Source organism: Herbaspirillum sp. 3R11 (assembly GCF_004563925.1).
In the GTDB taxonomy this organism is placed as follows: domain Bacteria; phylum Pseudomonadota; class Gammaproteobacteria; order Burkholderiales; family Burkholderiaceae_D; genus Herbaspirillum.
Genome location: NZ_SPNJ01000004.1, coordinates 629,409 through 646,290 on the forward strand (window position 1 = coordinate 629,409; position 16,882 = coordinate 646,290).

Below are 16,882 nucleotides of genomic sequence, written 5' to 3' on the forward strand. Positions count from 1 at the left end.
GCCAAAATGTGGCGCTGAGGCGCAATTTCTATTGCGTATTGGCAATATGCTTTTTATATAGTAGCTAATATTTGAGCAGTGCGGGGGAATGATAAGCGCGTTGCAGAACAAACGGCAAGCACCGCGGTGCGGCCGTGGCTCCCCGGTGACTTGGCCGTTTTGGACAATCTGCAGGCGAATCAGGATAAAACAAGCGCTGATCGCAGCGCCCTCCCCGTGGTCGTGCAAAGCGCCGGCCACATGAAAAACGGCGTCGCAATGGACGCCGTCTTTTCGTTGCACTCGATGCAAGTTCGATGCAAGTTCAGTGCAGATTCAGTGCAAATTCAGTGCAACAACCGCGGTTCGGCGTCGTCTTCGTCGAGGAACAGTTCGTCGAACATCAGGCCGTCCGGTTCCTTGCCCTGGCTCCACAAGACCATCAGCACGATGACCTTGAGCTTTTCCAGCGATACCGGCGCGTCACCGACAGCAAGGGCGCGTTCGATGACGATTTCGCGCTGCACGGCGTTGAGCATCTTGGCGGATTCGAGGAACTGGATGAAGCCGACGGCTTCGGTGCCGAGCACATCCATCTCTTGCTGGGCGTAAATGCGGATACCGAAGGAGAAGGCGGTTTGCTGGGGATACTGATCAGCGAACTCGTGATTGGCTTCTTCCAGATCGGTGAGCCAACCGAGCGCCCTGGTGATTTCCTCGTCCTCAAAACCAATGGCGGTCAATTTCTTGACCAAGGCCGCTGGTTCAGGGCAGGCATCGGGGCGGTAATAGGTTTCGTACAGATAAACAAGGACGTCAAACATGGCTCTACTCTATCGCGAAGGTTGACACAACACAAGTCTACGAATCCAGTATGGCAGGATTTTGAGATTTGCGCAGAATATCTTGCGAGTTGTTGTCTGACCATTATCTGATTATTCACGTCTTGTTTGACGTCCGTTTTTCAACGCAATTCGTCTGCGTCAATTCACGCGCCGATAGCGTCCTCCGGGCAGACATTCCACTGCGCCGTCGAGCTCCAGCGCGAGCAGACGTTCGCTCAACGCGGCGGCGCCGAGACCGCTGCGCATGCTGAGCGCATCGGCATCGACCGGATCGAAACCCATCGCGCCGAGCAGCGCGTCGGCGGCACTATCTGCAGGCGCAATGACGGGCATTTGCTCACGCCGCGCCGGCAATGGCAGCTTGCCGAGTTCTTCAAGAATGTCCTGTTCCGACTCGACCAGTTTGGCGCCCTGCTTGATCAGTTGATGACAGCCCTTCGACAACGGCGAATGAATCGAACCGGGAATCGCGAAAACATCGCGGCCCTGCTCGGCCGCGGTACGCGCCGTGATCAGCGAGCCCGATTGCGCCGCCGCTTCGACGACCAGCACCGCGCGCGCCAGGCCGGAAATGATGCGATTGCGGCGGGGAAAATTGGCGGCCACCGGCGGCATGCCGAGCGGGTATTCGCTGACGATGCAGCCCTCTTCCTCCAGGCGTTGCGCCAACCCCCGATTGCGCATCGGGTAGACGATGTCGATGCCGGTGCCGATCACGGCGACGCTGGAGCCGCTGCCGCGCAGGCCGCCGTGATGCGCCGCCGCGTCGATGCCCAGCGCCAGCCCCGACACGATGGTCAGCGCCGAGCGGCTGGCGGCTTCGGAAAATCGCTCGGCGTTCTGTATCCCCTGCACCGTCGCGTTGCGACTGCCGACGACCGCCAGCGAGGTGGCCGACAGCAATGCACTGCGTCCTTTTATATAGAGCAGGATCGGCGGATCGGCAATGTTGAGCAGCGCTTGCGGATAATCGGCATCAGCCAGCGTGAGGATGCGATGGCCGGGTTGTGCCGCCCAGTCCAGCGTCAGCCCGAGCCGGTTCTGCATCATCGCGGTCGGCGGTTGCAGCAAGGCGCGCGCAATGCGTTCCGGCGCAACGGCGCGCAGGTCGTCGAAGGCGGCGCTGAAGATGTCGCCCGGCAGACCGAAGGTTGACAGCAATCTGCGCGCCATTTCGACGCCGACACCATCGGTTTGCATGAAACGGATCCAGTCACGCAGCTCGGCTGCGTCGTTGAGGTTGGCAATGGTCAATGTGGTGTGTATTCCATGAATGGCGCGAACGCCTTGTCCCCCACCTGCAGCGCTTCGACTGACTCCGTGATGAGCCCGTACGACACGCTGTCGTAGACGCGAAATATCAACAGGCGACCGCTCTCGCTTACCGGCGATCTTGTTGCCTGCTGCTGCGTATTTTTTGCGATCAGCCCCAGCGACATGCCTGCGGCAATGTGGTCGCGAGCGCCTTTGTTGATGCCGACCGCTTGGTGCTGCGCCGCATGTGCGGCCCCGCCGACGATGGAGATGATCTGTGCGTCCACGGCTGCGCCGGGTCGGGTGGCGGTGGAATCTTTGGTCGGCGCGACATCGGGAATCAGCAAGTCGCCCTGCATGATTTCCTGTGTCGACGACGTGACGAAGAAACTGTGCGCACTGTCGGCGCCCTCACGCTGCAGCACTGCTTTGCCAAGCACAACAGCTTCGTCGCCGAGATGTTCTCCGCTCAATGGATCGTGCAGTTTCAACGATGGCCGCACAACACGGAATTCAGCCACGCCGTGCAAATTGCCTTCCCCCACGATGCGATCACCCTTGCCCGCCAACGTGCGCCGGTCGGGCATTGCGACGATGCGCAGGGCCTGCGCCAGTTGCGCGGCGTTGATCAGCAGCGGCGCGATCGCAATCGCCTGTCGCGTCCGTTGCACGTGCTGCGGCAACACGCCCGGACGCATCGCCGGCGCCAGCCGTACGCCTGCGTCATCGTCCTCCGAAACCGCGACCTGGACCGCACAGGACAGGCCTGACAAGAGGAGAAGCACGGCGGCTATGATAAAATTTTTCAAAAATCTCGCCCAAAAAGCGACAAATCGCGGCAATTGACCGAATCGGCATGTTGAAACATGCTTAATTTTGTTGACATAAAGACAACAAACGTCGATTCTGCCGACAATTCCTTGAACTGGCAAGAACAACCCTCAGCTATCGCTGTAGAGCGCAGATAGCGCAGTGAGCAAAAAAGCATGTCCTTATTGAATATCCTCCGTTACCCGGACCCCCGCCTGCACAAGGTCGCCAAGCCCGTCACCGTGTTCGACGAGCGCCTGAAGAAACTCGTCGCCGACATGGCTGAAACCATGTACGACGCGCCTGGCGTCGGCCTGGCGGCAACCCAGATCGATGTGCACGAGCAGGTGCTTGTCATTGACGTGTCCGACACCAACAACGAACTGCGCGTGTTCATCAATCCGGAAATCACCTGGTCCAGCGACGAGAAGCAGGTCTACGACGAAGGCTGCCTGTCGGTGCCGGGCATTTACGACGGCGTCGAACGTCCGGCACGCGTGAAGGCCCGCGCCTTCGATGCCGACGGCAAGCAGTTCGAAGTGGAAGCCGACGGCCTGCTGGCGGTCTGCATCCAGCATGAGATGGACCACCTCAAGGGCAAGGTCTTCGTGGAATATCTGTCGCCGCTCAAGCGCAATCGCATCAAGACCAAGATGCTCAAGGAAGAACGCGAACTGAAGCGCGGATAAGTAGTCAGGTATTCACCTGAGCTTCAACGCATAAGGAAAAACGGCCTGCAATCTGCAGGCCGTTTTTCATTGCATCAGGAGGCGACCGTGAAGCGGAAAATCCCGTCCTCGCCGAGCCGCCTTTGCAGCACGCCGTCGAACCACAGCTTGTGCAAATGCGCCACCGCTTCGCCCAGCGCGAAGCTCAGCTGATGCGTGTCGAGCGGACGCTTGAACATCACCGGCAAGATCTCCACCGCCGTCTTCGGCGTCGCGCAAGCCTCCAATACTTCCGCCAGGCGCGCGCGATGATGATCGTTGAGTTGCGTAATGCGCGTATGCAAGCCGCGGAACGGCTTGCCGTGCGACGGCAGCACCAGCGTGTCGTCGGACAGCCCGGTATATTTTTTCAGCGAGTCGAGATATTGCTGCACCGGATTGGCTTCCGGTTCGATGGCGAACACCGACACATTGGTCGAGATGCGCGGCAACACCATGTCGCCGGAAATCAGCAGGCGCGCCTCGTCGGCATACAAGGAAACGTGTTCCGGTGAATGGCCGAAGCCGGTGATCACGCGCCAGTCGCGCGCGCCGATGCGCACCGTGTGCTGGTCCTGCATGCGCGTGTACGCCAGCGGCACGCTCGGCACCAGATCCTTGTAATAGTTGTTGCGCCCGGACAGCTTGGTGATCAGCTCTTCATCGACCAGTCCATGGCGGCGGAAATGCGGCGCCGCCGACGTGCCGTCCGCACCCGGCAGACCGGCCGACATCAGCCGCGCAAAACCATATTCACCGGTGCTCATCCACAGCGGCGCATTCCAGCGCCCGCACAGCCAGTCTGCCAGCCCGATGTGGTCGGGATGGCAATGCGTGACCAGCACGCGGATGATCGGCCGGCCGCGCAGTTGCGTGACGAAAATACTTTCCCAGCTCTCCTTCGTGGCGTCGGTGGCGATGCCGCAATCGACCGCAGTCCAGCCGCGCACGCGTCCGGTCGGCGTCTCGATCTCGTCTTCCAGCAGCCACAGGTTGATGTGGTCCAGCGCGAACGGCAGGCCCATGCGCAGCCACAATATGCCGGGAGCGACTTCCAAGGTGGTGCCCACGGCGGGCAAGGTGTCGCCGAAGGCGTATTCGAGCTGGGATTCAAGAGCGTTCATGAGTACCTGACTGGCCGACGCATTCCGGCGCATTGGAAAATTGACAAACTGGCAAAATCAAAGAAGGGGTTTTCATTTTTTTGCAGACAAGCCTACAATATACTTTACGTTAACGTAAAGTGCCACGACCACTCCAGAAACCGCAGCGCGTCATCCCGAAGAGATCATGCCGACCTACACCATTACCGAGCTGGCCAAGGAATTCGACATCACGCCGCGCGCGATCCGGTTCTATGAAGACCAGGGCTTGCTGAGCCCGAAGCGCGAAGGCAGCGGTGGCCGCAACCGGGTCTATGCCGCTCGTGAACGCACCCGCCTCAAGCTCACCCTGCGCGGCAAGCGCCTCGGCCTGACCCTCTCTGAAATCAAGAACCTGGTTGACATGTACGAGTCGCCCAAGGATACCGAATCGCAGTTGCAGCGCTTCCTCGGCGTACTTGCAGAGCATCGCGAAAAGCTCGAACGCCAGCGCGAAGATCTCGAAGTGACGCTGGAGGAAATCGCCGCGCACGAAGCCGAATGCCTGCACTTGCTGGAAACCGACCTGCCGCTCAAAGCGCCCGCAAAACGCAACGCCCGCCCTGCCGCCGCAAGAAAATCCGCCTGACCCCATGAATACGCGCTGCCCATTATTTAGGCATAATTCGCAATTGAATTGACGTTAACGTAAAGCACCACGCCAACACATAAACCAAGACCAATTACATTATCCAAACGAGGAGACACAACATGATCCATCTGCCAGGTTTGACCTTCGATCACGGCGAAGACATCGCCGCACTGCGCGAGAGCGTGGCCGCATTCGCCCAGGCTGAAATCGCGCCGCGTGCGGCGGAAATCGACCGCAGCGACCAGTTCCCGATGGACTTGTGGAAAAAGATGGGCGACCTCGGCGTACTCGGCATCACCGCCGACGAAGAATACGGCGGCGCCGCCATGGGCTATCTCGCGCACATCGTCGCGCTGGAAGAAATCTCGCGCGCCTCGGCCTCTGTCGGCCTGTCCTACGGCGCCCACTCCAACCTGTGCGTGAACCAGATCAAGCGCAACGGCACTACCGAACAAAAGAACAAGTACCTGCCCAAGCTGATCTCGGGCGACTTCATCGGCGCGCTCGCCATGTCCGAACCCAACGCCGGCTCCGACGTCGTCAGCATGAAACTGCGCGCCGACAAGAAGGGCGACCGCTACGTCTTGAACGGCAGCAAGATGTGGATTACCAACGGCCCCGACGCCGACGTGCTGGTGGTGTACGCCAAGACTGACCTGGAAGCCGGCGCGCGCGGCATGACGGCCTTCCTCGTGGAGAAAGGTTTCAAGGGATTCTCGGTCGCGCAAAAACTCGACAAGCTCGGCATGCGCGGTTCGCACACCGGCGAGCTGGTGTTCCAGGATTGCGAAGTGCCGGAAGAGAACGTGCTCGGCGGCATCGGTCGCGGCGTCAACGTGCTGATGTCCGGCCTCGACTTCGAACGCGCGGTGCTGTCCGGCGGCCCGCTCGGCATCATGCAGGCCTGTATGGATGTCGTCGTCCCCTACGTGCATGACCGCAAACAGTTCGGCCAGTCGATTGGCGAATTCCAGCTGATGCAGGGCAAGATCGCCGACATGTATTCGACCATGATGGCCTGCAAGGCCTACGTCTATGCCGTCGGCCAGGCCTGCGACCGCGCGAAGACGCCGGACGCGGCGCGCGCGCTGCGCAAGGACGCCGCCGGCGCTATCCTCTACTCTGCAGAAAAAGCCACCTGGATGGCCGGCGAGGCGATCCAGACGCTGGGCGGCAACGGCTACATCAACGAATATCCGGTCGGCCGCCTGTGGCGCGACGCCAAGCTCTACGAAATCGGCGCCGGCACCAGTGAAATCCGCCGCATGCTGATCGGCCGCGAACTGTTTGCCGAGACCATGTAAGCATTTTTTGAATCATTCATCCGAGCAGGAGAAGAACATGCAAGACCGTATTGAAGACCGCGTTGAAGACCCTATCGTTATCGTCGGCGCCGCGCGCACTCCGATGGGCGCCTTCCAGGGCGAATTGTCGGCGCTGACCGCCAGCGATCTCGGCGCCGCCGCCATCAAGGCCGCGTTGGAGCGCGCCGGCGTCGCGCCCGAGCAAGTGCAGGACGTCTTGTTCGGCAACTGTCTGATGGCGGGCCAAGGCCAGGCGCCCGCGCGCCAGGCGGCGATCAAGGCCGGCATCCCGGTCTCGGCCGGCGCCGTCACCTTGTCGAAGATGTGCGGATCGGCCATGCAGGCCGCCATGTTCGGCTACGATTCCATCCTCGCCGGTACCAATGAAATCGTCGTTGCCGGCGGCATGGAGTCGATGACCAATGCGCCTTACCTGATTCCGAAAGCGCGCGGCGGCTATCGCATCGGCCATGGCATGATCTACGACCACATGATGCTCGACGGCCTCGAAGACGCTTACGACAAGGGCCGCGCGATGGGTACCTTCGGCGAAGACTGCGCGGCGAAATACCACTTCACGCGCGAAGACCAGGACGCCTTCGCAATCGCCTCGGTCAAGCGCGCACAACAAGCCACCGCCGACGGTTCCTTCAAATGGGAAATTGCACCGGTCACCGTGGCCACCCGCGCCGGCGACGTCGTGGTCGACACCGACGAAGGTCCGCGCAAGGCCAAGGTCGAAAAGATCCCGACGCTCAAAGCCGCCTTCAAGAAAGACGGCACCATCACCGCCGCCTCGTCTTCTTCCATCAATGACGGCGCCGCCGCACTGGTGCTGATGCGCGAATCGACCGCGAAGAAACTCGGCAGCACGCCGATCGCCCGCATCGTCGGCCATGCGCGCCACTCGCAGGAACCGAACTGGTTCACCACAGCCCCGATCGGCGCCATCAACAACCTGTACAAGAAGATCGGCTGGAGCACCGCCGACGTCGACCTGTTTGAAATCAACGAAGCCTTTGCCGCCGTGCCGATGGCCGCGATGAAGGAACTCGGCATCACCCACGACAAGGTCAACATCCACGGCGGCGCCTGTGCGCTGGGCCATCCTATCGGCGCATCCGGCGCGCGCATCATCGTCACGCTGATCGGCGCACTGAAAAAGACCGGTGGCAAACGCGGTGTGGCTTCCCTGTGCATCGGCGGCGGCGAAGGCACGGCGCTGGCGATTGAATTGCTGTAACTCACTCCGGGACCAACCATGAGCGACCAAAAAACACCTGTCGATTTCTACTTCGATTTCAGTTCGCCGTACGGTTACTTCGCCTCCCTGGAGATCGAGAAACTGGCGGCAAAATACGGCCGCACGGTCAACTGGCGCGCCATCCTCCTCGGCCCGGTGTTCAAGACCATGAACATTGCGCCGATTGCCAACGTACCGTTGAAAGGCGACTATGCCCGCCACGACATGGAACGCAGCGCGCGCTTCCACAACATCCTGTTCAGCCATCCCGACGTCATGCCGATCGCCACGCAACATGCGGCGCGCGCGGTGTTGTGGGTGCAACAGAACGAGGCGGCCAAAGCGATCAATCTGATCCATGCCTTCTACAGCGCCTACTTCACCGAAAACATCGACATCAGCAAACTCGAGACGGTGGTGCGCATCGCCGGCGATAACGGCATCGACGTCGGTAAGCTGACGGCGGCGCTCAACGACGACGCCGTCAAGGACGCGCTGAAAACGGAGGTCGCCGCCTCCATCGAACGCGGTGTGTTCGGCTCGCCGTTCGTGATCGTCGACGGCGAATCGTTCTGGGGCTTCGACCGCTTCGACCAGCTTGAAGCTTTCCTGAAGAACGGAAAGATCTGATGGCAGGCAAGGCAGACAAACAGGCCTGTCCCTGCGGCAAAGGCGTCTACGGCGCCTGCTGCGGCCGCTTCATTGCAGGTGAAGCCGTGCCGGCGACGGCGGAACAATTGATGCGCTCGCGCTATACGGCGTTCTCGTTGCGCGAGGAAGAATATTTGCGCGCGACCTGGCATCCCGACACGCTGCCGGACGAGCCGATCACCGCCGAGAGCGACGTCAAATGGATCGCACTCGACGTGATCAAGCACAAGCATGTGAAGGATGCCGATGAAGCCACGGTGGAATTCGTCGCCCGCTTCAAGGTCGGCGGCCGCGGACATCGCCTGCATGAAGTCAGCAGCTTCGTACGCCAGCCGGACGCCGCCGGCGTGGCGCGCTGGTACTACGTCGACGGCGCTTTTCCGGACGACGAGTAAGCGGACAAACAGCAATGAACGAACAGCAGCAGCGAACACGCCGCACTTAATAAGAACCGAAATCCGGAGACAATGAATCATGCCGCAACTCGACAGCAAACTGAACACGCGCAGCGACGACTTCCAGGGCAACACGGCGGCGATGCAAATCATCGTCGACGATCTGAAGGAAAAGATCGCGGTCATCGCGCAAGGCGGCGGCGAAGCCGCGCGCAACAAGCATCTGGCGCGCGGCAAACTGCTGCCGCGCGATCGTGTGCAGATGCTGCTCGATCCGGGCACGCCTTTCCTCGAGTTCTCGCAACTGGCCGCGTACGCCATGTACCAGGAAAAGGAAGGCAAGGATGCAGCGCCCTCCGCCGGCATCATCACCGGCATCGGCCGCGTCGCGGGGCAGGAATGCGTGATCGTCTGCAACGACGCGACGGTCAAGGGCGGCACCTACTATCCGATGACCGCCAAGAAGCATCTACGCGCGCAGGAGATCGCCGAGTTCAACCACCTGCCCTGCATCTATCTGGTCGACAGCGGCGGTGCCAACCTGCCGAATCAGGATGAAGTGTTCCCCGACCGCGATCACTTCGGCCGCATCTTCTTCAACCAGGCCAACCTGTCGGCCAAGGGCATCCCGCAAATCGCGGTGGTGATGGGTTCCTGCACAGCCGGCGGCGCGTATGTGCCGGCCATGAGCGACGAGTCCATCATCGTCAAGGACCAGGGCACCATCTTCCTGGCCGGGCCGCCGCTGGTGAAGGCCGCCACCGGCGAAGTCGTCACGGCCGAAGAGCTGGGCGGCGGCGACGTCCATACGCGCCTGTCGGGCGTGGTCGACCATCTGGCGCAAAACGATCTGCACGCGCTGTCGATTGCGCGCAGCATCGTCGGCAACCTCAACCGCACCAAGCCGCAGCAGCTGGCCATGCGCGAAGTGCGCGAGCCGAAGTATCCGGCGCGCGAACTGTACGGCATCATCCCGGCCGACACGCGCAAACCTTTCGACGTGCGCGAAGTAATCGCACGCGTGGTCGACGGCAGCGAGTTCGACGAATTCAAGGCGCGTTACGGCACCACGCTGGTATGCGGCTTCGCGCACCTGTACGGCATGCCGGTCGGCATCATCGCCAACAACGGCATCCTGTTCTCGGAGTCGGCGCTCAAGGGCGCGCACTTCATCGAACTGTGCTGCCAGCGCAAGATCCCGCTGATCTTCTTGCAGAACATCACCGGCTTCATGGTCGGCAAGAAATACGAGAACGAAGGCATCGCGCGCAACGGCGCCAAGATGGTGACCGCCGTGTCGACCGCCGCCGTACCGAAACTGACGATGATCATCGGCGGCAGTTTCGGTGCCGGCAACTACGGCATGTGCGGCCGCGCATTTTCGCCGCGCTTCCTGTGGATGTGGCCGAACGCGCGCATCTCGGTGATGGGCGGCGAACAAGCTGCGAGCGTGCTGGCCACCGTCAAGCGCGACGGCATCGAGTCCAAGGGCGGCAGCTGGACGGCGGAAGAAGAAGCCGCCTTCAAGACGCCGATCCGCGAGCAATACGAACATCAGGGCCATCCCTACTACGCCTCGGCGCGCCTGTGGGATGACGGCGTGATCGATCCTGCCGATACCCGCACCGTGCTTGGACTGGGACTGAGCGCGGCGTTGAATGCGCCGATTGAAGAGACGAAGTTCGGCGTATTCCGCATGTAAATCTTTCGTACGCGATAAAAATGAAAAAGAAAATCTCCATCGCCTTGTTGGTTGCGTTCTGTATGTGCCAGGTTCCGGCTTTTAGCGCCGAACTGCCGTGGAACAAAGGATTGCGCGAGGAAGTCGTCATGATTCCCTCCGGCACGGGCATGTTTTCCGTGAAACTGGAAACCACAATCTACAAGCCTCCCGGCGATGGACCTTTTCCACTACTCATCATGAATCACGGGAAAGCTCCCGGGATACCGGCGTTCCAACTCCGCTATCGCGGAATATCCATCAGCAATGAATTTGTGCGGCGCGGTTATGCGGTCATCATTCCCATGCGCAAAGGTTTCTCCAAATCCGGCGGGCTCTATGTCGATGGCGGCTGCAATATCGGCGGCAACGGAGATGCACAGGCGGACGATGTGCAAGCTGCGCTGGACTATGCAATCCGGCAACCCTGGGTCGACAAGGAGAATGTCATCATCATGGGGCAATCGCATGGAGGTCTGACGACCATGGCTTTCGGCGCGCGCAATCCGCCGCACGTCAAGGCATTGCTCAATTTTGCCGGCGGGCTGCGCTATGACATGCTGGGCTGCGGCTGGAAACCGGCGTTGATTGATGCTTTCGAACGCTACGGCAAGGCCACGCATATCCCCAGTCTCTGGTTCTATGGCGAAAACGACAGTTACTTCAATCCGGAGTTGGCCCGCAAGATGCATGAGGCTTACATCCGATCCGGCGCCGATGCCAGGCTGATTGCCTACGGCCCGTTCAAGAATGATTCGCACGGCATGAGTGGCAGCCGCGATGGCGTTGCCATCTGGTGGCCGGAGACCGAAGCGCTGCTCAAGCGTCTGGGATTGCCGACCGAGAAGACGGTTGTGCTGGCGGATGAATTGCCGAAGACCGATTTTGCCAAATTGGAAGACAGCGCTGCAGTTCCTTATCTGGATCAAAAAAAACGAGAGCACTACGAAGGCTTTCTCAAACTCGCCTTGCCTCGGGCATTTGCCATTTCATCGTCCGGCGCAACCGGCTGGTCCTCGACCGGAGAAAATACAACTGAGCGGGCCCTGCTGCAATGCCAGAAATATTCCAAGGACGCTTGCCGTCTCTACGCCATCGACCAGAACGTGGTCTGGATCGACGACAAACAAAATAACAGTGACAAGAGCGCCGCCTTGCACTGACGTATCTACATATCGGCACACAACAAACCGGTCACATTGAAGGAGACAAGATGTTCAGCAAAATTCTGATCGCCAATCGCGGCGAGATCGCCTGTCGGGTAGCCGAGACCGCGCGCAAGCTCGGCATCAAGACGGTTGCCGTGTATTCCGAAGCCGATACGCATGCCAAACATGTCGCCGCCTGCGACGAGGCGGTGTTGATCGGCCCGGCGCCGGCCAAGGAGAGCTACCTGCTCGGCGACAAGATCATCGCCGTGGCGCTGGCGACCGGCGCGCAGGCGATCCATCCCGGTTATGGCTTCCTGTCCGAGAACGCCGGTTTCGCCGAGGCCTGCGCCAAGGCCGGCCTGGTCTTCATCGGCCCGCCGGCGTCGGCGATCCATGCGATGGGTTCGAAGTCAGCGGCCAAGGCCCTGATGGAAAAAGCCAATGTGCCGCTGGTGCCCGGCTATCACGGCGACAACCAGGATGCCGATTTCCTGCAGAAGGAAGCCGACCGCATCAGCTATCCGGTGCTACTCAAGGCCAGTGCCGGCGGCGGCGGCAAGGGCATGCGCATCGTCGAGAAATCGGAAGACTTCAAGGCCGCGCTGGCGTCCTGCAAGCGCGAAGCCATCAACAGCTTCGGCGACGACAAGGTGCTGGTGGAACGCTACCTGACGCGTCCGCGCCATATCGAAATCCAGGTCTTCGCCGACGGTCACGGTGAATGCGTTTATCTGTTCGAACGGGATTGCTCGGTGCAGCGCCGTCACCAGAAAGTACTGGAAGAAGCGCCGGCGCCAGGCATGAGCGAAGAACGCCGTCGCGCCATGGGCGACGCGGCCGTGGCGGCGGCGAAGGCGGTTGGTTACGTCGGTGCGGGTACGGTGGAATTCATCGCAAACCAAGATGGCTCGTTCTACTTCATGGAGATGAACACCCGCTTGCAGGTCGAGCATCCGGTCACCGAAATGATCACCGGCCTCGATCTGGTCGAGTGGCAATTGCGCGTGGCCTTCGGTGAACACCTGCCGTTGCGCCAGGAACAATTGCAGCTCAACGGCCATGCCCTCGAGGCGCGCATTTACGCGGAAAATCCGGAGAAGGGTTTCCTGCCGTCCATCGGCACGCTGCGCTATCTGCATACGCCGCCGGCAGTCCACTTCCGCGTTGATAGCCTTGGCAGTCACGTGCAGACACCGGCTGCCGTGCGCATTGATTCCGGCGTGCGCGAAGGCGATGCGATTTCGCCGTTCTACGATCCGATGATCGCCAAGCTCATCGTCTGGGGCAAAGATCGCGACGCTGCGCTGGCGAACATGGCAGCGGCGCTGGCGCAGTATCGCATCGTCGGACTCGCCACCAACATCGGGTTCCTGCAACGACTGATTGCAGGGAAAGCATTTTCCACTGCCGATCTGGACACCGGCCTGATCGAGCGCAATCACGATGCACTCTTCCCTGCACCACAACCCGCGTCGACCGCAGCGCTGGCGTTGGCCACGTCCTTGTTGCTGTCGCAAGAAGCCGGTCGCGTCGATGATGTAAGCGACTTGTGGGCACAGACCAGCGGCTGGCGCATGAATGGCAATTTGCTACGCGCATTGCAGTTTGCCGACGAAGCGGGAGACTATCGCATCGAACTCGAATATCGTGGCGAGCAGAAATGGATCCTGCATCGCGACGGCGTCCAGCATCGCTTGCATTTTGAACGCCAGGGCGACACCGAACTGCGCGTCACACTGGACGACCAGGTCATCGCCGGCAACGTGGTGCGCGATGGCGATATTTTCCATGCCTTCCATCAGGGTCGGCATGCGGTGTTGACCTGGGACGATCCGCTCGCGCATGCCGGCCACGTCGAAAGCGAAGGCGGCCGCCTCACCGCGCCGATGCCGGGCAAGATCGTTGCAGTACTCGTCGAAAAAGGTCATAGCGTGACCAAGGGCGCGCCGCTGCTGATCATGGAAGCGATGAAGATGGAACACACCATTGCCGCACCGGCCGACGGCGTGATTGACGAACTGCTGTACGCAGTCGGCGACCAGGTGACGGAAGGCGCGCAACTGCTGGCGTTCACGCCGGGCTGAACGGTCACTGATTACTGATGAGAGCCCATCCTTACGGCTTGCCGTCCAGCGTGTACGTGCTGGAACGCGGCTGGCTGTCGTCCAACAACGTGCTGTTTCTGGGTACGCACGAGACCGCGCTGGTCGACACCGGCTACGTCACTCACGCCGCGCAAACCCTGGCGCTGGTCGATCATGTTCTCAACGAACAAGGCCGCGCACCGCGACTCGACCGCATCATCAACACGCATCTGCATTCAGATCATTGCGGCGGCAATGCCGCCTTGCAGGCGCGCCATGCCTGCCGCACCAGCATTCCGCACGCCGAGGCAGACAAGGTCAGGCGCTGGGATGAGGAGGCGCTGAGCTATCGCGCCACCGGCCAGCAATGTCCGCGCTTCGGGTTCGACGACACCTTGCAGGACGGCGACAGGCTGGTGCTGGGCGATCTGGAGTGGACCGCACTCGCCGCTCCGGGACACGATCCGCATTCGCTGATCCTGCATTGTGCGCAGGAGGGCATCCTGATTTCGGCCGATGCGCTCTGGCAGAACGGCTTCGGCGTGATCTTCCCGGAACTGGAGGGCGAATCCGGATTTGCCGAGGAACGCGCCACGCTGGATCTGATCGCGGGACTTGATGTGCGCGTCGTGATTCCCGGGCATGGAGCACCGTTCACGGACGTGAAGCAGGCGCTGGCGACGGCGTATTCGCGCCTCGATTATCTGCAGGCCGAGCCGATGCGCAATGCGCAGAACTGCGTCAAGGTGATGCTCAAGTTCCTGCTGCTGGAACGGCAGGCGATCCCCCTGCCCGAGGTGGCGGCGCTGATGGCTGCGGTTCCTTTGCTGGCGCTGTGCAACCGTCGTTATTTCCACCTGTCGGACCAGGCCCTGGCCGACTGGGCGAGCGCGCAACTGATCAAGGCCGGCGCCGCGAGCAGCGACGGCGTCTCCCTGCTGAACGCCGGCTGACGACGACCGCCATGCGTTGCAGGTAAAATCACCGGCTTACTCCACTCACTCCTCAGCCCGCTCCGATGCGCATCCTTTTCCAGACCGCCGATCCCGTCAACCAGGACGCCTGGCTGCACGACCTTCGCTCCGCCCTGCCGCATGCCGAGATTCGCGTCTGGCAATCCGGCGACACCGCGCCGGCCGATTATGCCATCGTGTGGAAACCGCCGTTCGAGATGCTGCAAGGCCGTCCGGATCTGAAGGCGGTGTTCAACCTCGGCGCCGGCGTCGATGCGATCCTGAAACTGAACGTGGTGCCGGACCATCTGCCCCTGGTCCGCATCGACGACGGCGGCATGGCGGTGCAGATGGCGGAGTTCGCCACGCATGCGGTGCTGCGCTATTACCGTCGCCTGGATCAATACGAGCGGCAGGCGCGCCTTGGGCAGTGGAAGCCGCTGCCGCCGTTCGAGCGCGCCGATTTCGGCATCGGCGTACTGGGTCTGGGCGTGCTTGGACAATGCATCTGCGAGAGCCTGCAGCATTTCGGGTTTCAAGTCAGCGGCTGGAGCCGCAGTCCGAAAGCGCTGCCCGGTGTGGAGGCCTACGCCGGCAGTGAGCAGCTCGACGAATTCCTGCGCGGCGCGCGTGTGCTGATCTGCATGTTGCCGCTGACACCGGACACCGCCGGCATCCTCAATCGCGAAACGTTGTCGCTCCTGCCGCATGGCGCGTATCTGGTCAACCTCGCGCGCGGCGGCCATCTGGTGGAGGCGGACCTGCCGCCCTTGCTGGACAGCGGCCAGATCGCCGGCGCCACGCTGGACGTGTTCCAGGAAGAGCCGTTGCCGCCACAGCATCCGTTCTGGAAAGATCCGCGCATCGCCATCACGCCGCATATTTCGGCATTGACCGTGCGCAGCGAAGCCGCGCGCCAGATCGCCGAAAAGATCGTCGCCCTGCAGCGCGGCGAGCCGGTGGTGGGATTGGTCGATCGTAGCAAAGGGTATTGAACGGCGCCGCCCGACGCGAAAAACTCAAACTGATATCATCAAAAAAACTGCCAGGCAGATAAGTCGAGGAGACAACCCATGAGCTTGCCCAAGAAAGTCAAAATCGTTGAAGTCGGTCCGCGCGACGGCTTGCAGAATGAGAAGGAAACCATCTCCGCCGAGGTAAAGATCGAGCTGGTCAATCGCCTGACCTCGGCCGGCTTCGTCAACGTTGAAGCCGCTTCATTCGTATCGCCGAAATGGGTGCCGCAGATGGCCACCTCGGGCGAAGTCATGCGCGGCATCGCGCGCAAACCCGGAGTCATCTATTCGGCGCTGACGCCCAACATGAAGGGTTTCGAGGCGGCGCTGGAAGCGGGCGCGGACGAGGTGGTTATTTTCGGTGCGGCGTCCGAAGCGTTTTCGCAAAAGAACATCAACTGCTCCATCGCCGAATCGATCGAACGTTTCCGTGAAGTCGCATTGGCGGCCAAGCAGCACAAGATTCGTCTGCGCGCGGCAGTCAGCTGCGCCTTCGGCTGTCCTTACCAGGGTGAGGTGCCGCTGGCGTCTGTGTCGGACGTGGTGGGCCGCTTCCGCGATCTGGGCTGTGACGAGATCGACATCGCCGACACCATCGGCGTAGCCACGCCGAACAAGGTGGCGCCGGTGATGCAGGCGGCGATCCGCGAATTCAACATCGACGGCCTGTCGGGACATTTCCATGACACCTACGGCCAGGCGCTGGCGAACATTTACGCCAGCCTGGAAGTCGGCATCACGATTTACCACTCGTCCGTGGCCGGCCTGGGCGGCTGCCCTTACGCCAAGGGTGCGACCGGCAACGTCGCCTCCGAAGACGTGCTGTACATGATGCAGGGCCTCGGCATCGAGACCGGGGTCGACCTCGACGTCGTGGTGGATGCCGGCCAGTTCATTTCGCAGCATCTCGGCCGCAAGGCGGTCAGCCGCGCCGGCAACGCCATTGCGGCGAAGCGCCTGGGGTAGCCGGCGCGACCGAGAGCCCATCGTTGCTGGTCGTAAAAAAAAGCGGCATGGTCGACAGACGACCATGCCG

The 16,882-nt window shown here is 61.3% G+C and carries 16 protein-coding genes; 12 read left to right on the top strand and 4 right to left on the bottom strand.

Annotation, left to right across the window (positions count from 1 at the left end; translation table 11 throughout):
• Nucleotides 1-326: 326 nt before the first annotated feature.
• The 3 genes from E4P32_RS19650 to E4P32_RS19660 form a co-directional block, all read right to left on the bottom strand.
• Nucleotides 327-803 carry a DUF494 domain-containing protein gene (locus tag E4P32_RS19650; RefSeq protein ID WP_053195505.1) on the bottom strand — a complete coding sequence of 159 codons (477 nt, stop codon included), beginning with the start codon at nucleotides 801-803 and terminating at the stop codon, nucleotides 327-329.
• Nucleotides 804-962: 159 nt separating this feature from the next.
• Nucleotides 963-2,024 carry a DNA-processing protein DprA gene (gene dprA / locus E4P32_RS19655; protein ID WP_233526743.1) on the bottom strand — a complete coding sequence of 354 codons (1,062 nt, stop codon included), beginning with the start codon at nucleotides 2,022-2,024 and terminating at the stop codon, nucleotides 963-965.
• Nucleotides 2,025-2,074: 50 nt separating this feature from the next.
• Complete coding sequence (locus tag E4P32_RS19660) at nucleotides 2,075-3,010, bottom strand: hypothetical protein (protein ID WP_135008770.1); 936 nt, start codon at nucleotides 3,008-3,010, stop codon at nucleotides 2,075-2,077.
• A 54-nt stretch (nucleotides 3,011-3,064) separates the two neighbouring features.
• Here E4P32_RS19660 and def point away from each other — a divergent pair, with 54 nt between their 5' ends.
• On the top strand, nucleotides 3,065-3,577 hold the full coding sequence (gene def, locus E4P32_RS19665; protein WP_116435962.1) for a peptide deformylase: 513 nt from the start codon (nucleotides 3,065-3,067) through the stop codon (nucleotides 3,575-3,577).
• A gap of 74 nt (nucleotides 3,578-3,651) precedes the next feature.
• Here the strand turns inward: def and E4P32_RS19670 are convergent, their stop codons facing one another.
• On the bottom strand, nucleotides 3,652-4,719 hold the full coding sequence (locus E4P32_RS19670) for an MBL fold metallo-hydrolase (protein ID WP_116435963.1): 1,068 nt from the start codon (nucleotides 4,717-4,719) through the stop codon (nucleotides 3,652-3,654).
• A gap of 166 nt (nucleotides 4,720-4,885) precedes the next feature.
• Here E4P32_RS19670 and E4P32_RS19675 point away from each other — a divergent pair, with 166 nt between their 5' ends.
• The 11 genes from E4P32_RS19675 to E4P32_RS19725 all read left to right on the top strand — a co-directional run bounded on the left by E4P32_RS19675 (nucleotide 4,886) and on the right by E4P32_RS19725 (nucleotide 16,812).
• Nucleotides 4,886-5,326, top strand: a complete 441-nt coding sequence (locus tag E4P32_RS19675; RefSeq protein ID WP_116435964.1) for a MerR family DNA-binding transcriptional regulator — start codon at nucleotides 4,886-4,888, stop codon at nucleotides 5,324-5,326.
• Between the two features lie 122 nt (nucleotides 5,327-5,448).
• Nucleotides 5,449-6,633 carry an isovaleryl-CoA dehydrogenase gene (locus E4P32_RS19680; protein WP_116435965.1) on the top strand — a complete coding sequence of 395 codons (1,185 nt, stop codon included), beginning with the start codon at nucleotides 5,449-5,451 and terminating at the stop codon, nucleotides 6,631-6,633.
• 37 nt (nucleotides 6,634-6,670) lie between these two features.
• On the top strand, nucleotides 6,671-7,876 hold the full coding sequence (locus E4P32_RS19685) for an acetyl-CoA C-acetyltransferase (protein ID WP_116435966.1): 1,206 nt from the start codon (nucleotides 6,671-6,673) through the stop codon (nucleotides 7,874-7,876).
• An 18-nt stretch (nucleotides 7,877-7,894) separates the two neighbouring features.
• On the top strand, nucleotides 7,895-8,506 hold the full coding sequence (locus E4P32_RS19690) for a 2-hydroxychromene-2-carboxylate isomerase (protein ID WP_116435967.1): 612 nt from the start codon (nucleotides 7,895-7,897) through the stop codon (nucleotides 8,504-8,506).
• Nucleotides 8,506-8,922 carry a YchJ family metal-binding protein gene (locus E4P32_RS19695; protein ID WP_116435968.1) on the top strand — a complete coding sequence of 139 codons (417 nt, stop codon included), beginning with the start codon at nucleotides 8,506-8,508 and terminating at the stop codon, nucleotides 8,920-8,922. Before E4P32_RS19690 ends, E4P32_RS19695 begins: the two co-directional genes overlap by 1 nt.
• 79 nt (nucleotides 8,923-9,001) lie before the next feature.
• Nucleotides 9,002-10,624, top strand: coding sequence for a carboxyl transferase domain-containing protein (locus E4P32_RS19700; RefSeq protein WP_116435969.1), 1,623 nt, complete (start codon nucleotides 9,002-9,004; stop codon nucleotides 10,622-10,624).
• 20 nt (nucleotides 10,625-10,644) lie between these two features.
• Complete coding sequence (locus tag E4P32_RS19705) at nucleotides 10,645-11,805, top strand: CocE/NonD family hydrolase (protein WP_116435970.1); 1,161 nt, start codon at nucleotides 10,645-10,647, stop codon at nucleotides 11,803-11,805.
• 50 nt (nucleotides 11,806-11,855) lie between these two features.
• A complete protein-coding gene (locus E4P32_RS19710) occupies nucleotides 11,856-13,877 on the top strand; it encodes an acetyl/propionyl/methylcrotonyl-CoA carboxylase subunit alpha (RefSeq protein ID WP_116435971.1) in 2,022 nt (673 codons plus the stop codon).
• A gap of 17 nt (nucleotides 13,878-13,894) precedes the next feature.
• Complete coding sequence (locus tag E4P32_RS19715) at nucleotides 13,895-14,830, top strand: MBL fold metallo-hydrolase (RefSeq protein WP_116435972.1); 936 nt, start codon at nucleotides 13,895-13,897, stop codon at nucleotides 14,828-14,830.
• 65 nt (nucleotides 14,831-14,895) lie between these two features.
• Complete coding sequence (locus E4P32_RS19720; RefSeq protein WP_116435973.1) at nucleotides 14,896-15,825, top strand: glyoxylate/hydroxypyruvate reductase A; 930 nt, start codon at nucleotides 14,896-14,898, stop codon at nucleotides 15,823-15,825.
• Between the two features lie 78 nt (nucleotides 15,826-15,903).
• The gene (locus E4P32_RS19725) at nucleotides 15,904-16,812 is read left to right on the top strand and encodes a hydroxymethylglutaryl-CoA lyase (RefSeq protein ID WP_116435974.1); all 909 of its coding nucleotides are present in this window, start codon (nucleotides 15,904-15,906) and stop codon (nucleotides 16,810-16,812) included.
• Nucleotides 16,813-16,882: the final 70 nt, after the last annotated feature.

What these genes read in the sequence shown, in the direction of transcription:
- E4P32_RS19650 (WP_053195505.1), bottom strand. Translation starts at nt 803, where the DNA reads ATGTTTGACGTCCTTGTTTATCTGTACGAAACCTATTACCGCCCCGAT.
- dprA (WP_233526743.1), bottom strand. Translation starts at nt 2,024, where the DNA reads ATGCAAACCGATGGTGTCGGCGTCGAAATGGCGCGCAGATTGCTGTCA.
- def (WP_116435962.1), top strand. Translation starts at nt 3,065, where the DNA reads ATGTCCTTATTGAATATCCTCCGTTACCCGGACCCCCGCCTGCACAAG.
- E4P32_RS19670 (WP_116435963.1), bottom strand. Translation starts at nt 4,719, where the DNA reads ATGAACGCTCTTGAATCCCAGCTCGAATACGCCTTCGGCGACACCTTG.
- E4P32_RS19675 (WP_116435964.1), top strand. Translation starts at nt 4,886, where the DNA reads ATGCCGACCTACACCATTACCGAGCTGGCCAAGGAATTCGACATCACG.
- E4P32_RS19680 (WP_116435965.1), top strand. Translation starts at nt 5,449, where the DNA reads ATGATCCATCTGCCAGGTTTGACCTTCGATCACGGCGAAGACATCGCC.
- E4P32_RS19685 (WP_116435966.1), top strand. Translation starts at nt 6,671, where the DNA reads ATGCAAGACCGTATTGAAGACCGCGTTGAAGACCCTATCGTTATCGTC.
- E4P32_RS19690 (WP_116435967.1), top strand. Translation starts at nt 7,895, where the DNA reads ATGAGCGACCAAAAAACACCTGTCGATTTCTACTTCGATTTCAGTTCG.
- E4P32_RS19695 (WP_116435968.1), top strand. Translation starts at nt 8,506, where the DNA reads ATGGCAGGCAAGGCAGACAAACAGGCCTGTCCCTGCGGCAAAGGCGTC.
- E4P32_RS19700 (WP_116435969.1), top strand. Translation starts at nt 9,002, where the DNA reads ATGCCGCAACTCGACAGCAAACTGAACACGCGCAGCGACGACTTCCAG.
- E4P32_RS19705 (WP_116435970.1), top strand. Translation starts at nt 10,645, where the DNA reads ATGAAAAAGAAAATCTCCATCGCCTTGTTGGTTGCGTTCTGTATGTGC.
- E4P32_RS19710 (WP_116435971.1), top strand. Translation starts at nt 11,856, where the DNA reads ATGTTCAGCAAAATTCTGATCGCCAATCGCGGCGAGATCGCCTGTCGG.
- E4P32_RS19715 (WP_116435972.1), top strand. Translation starts at nt 13,895, where the DNA reads ATGAGAGCCCATCCTTACGGCTTGCCGTCCAGCGTGTACGTGCTGGAA.
- E4P32_RS19720 (WP_116435973.1), top strand. Translation starts at nt 14,896, where the DNA reads ATGCGCATCCTTTTCCAGACCGCCGATCCCGTCAACCAGGACGCCTGG.
- E4P32_RS19725 (WP_116435974.1), top strand. Translation starts at nt 15,904, where the DNA reads ATGAGCTTGCCCAAGAAAGTCAAAATCGTTGAAGTCGGTCCGCGCGAC.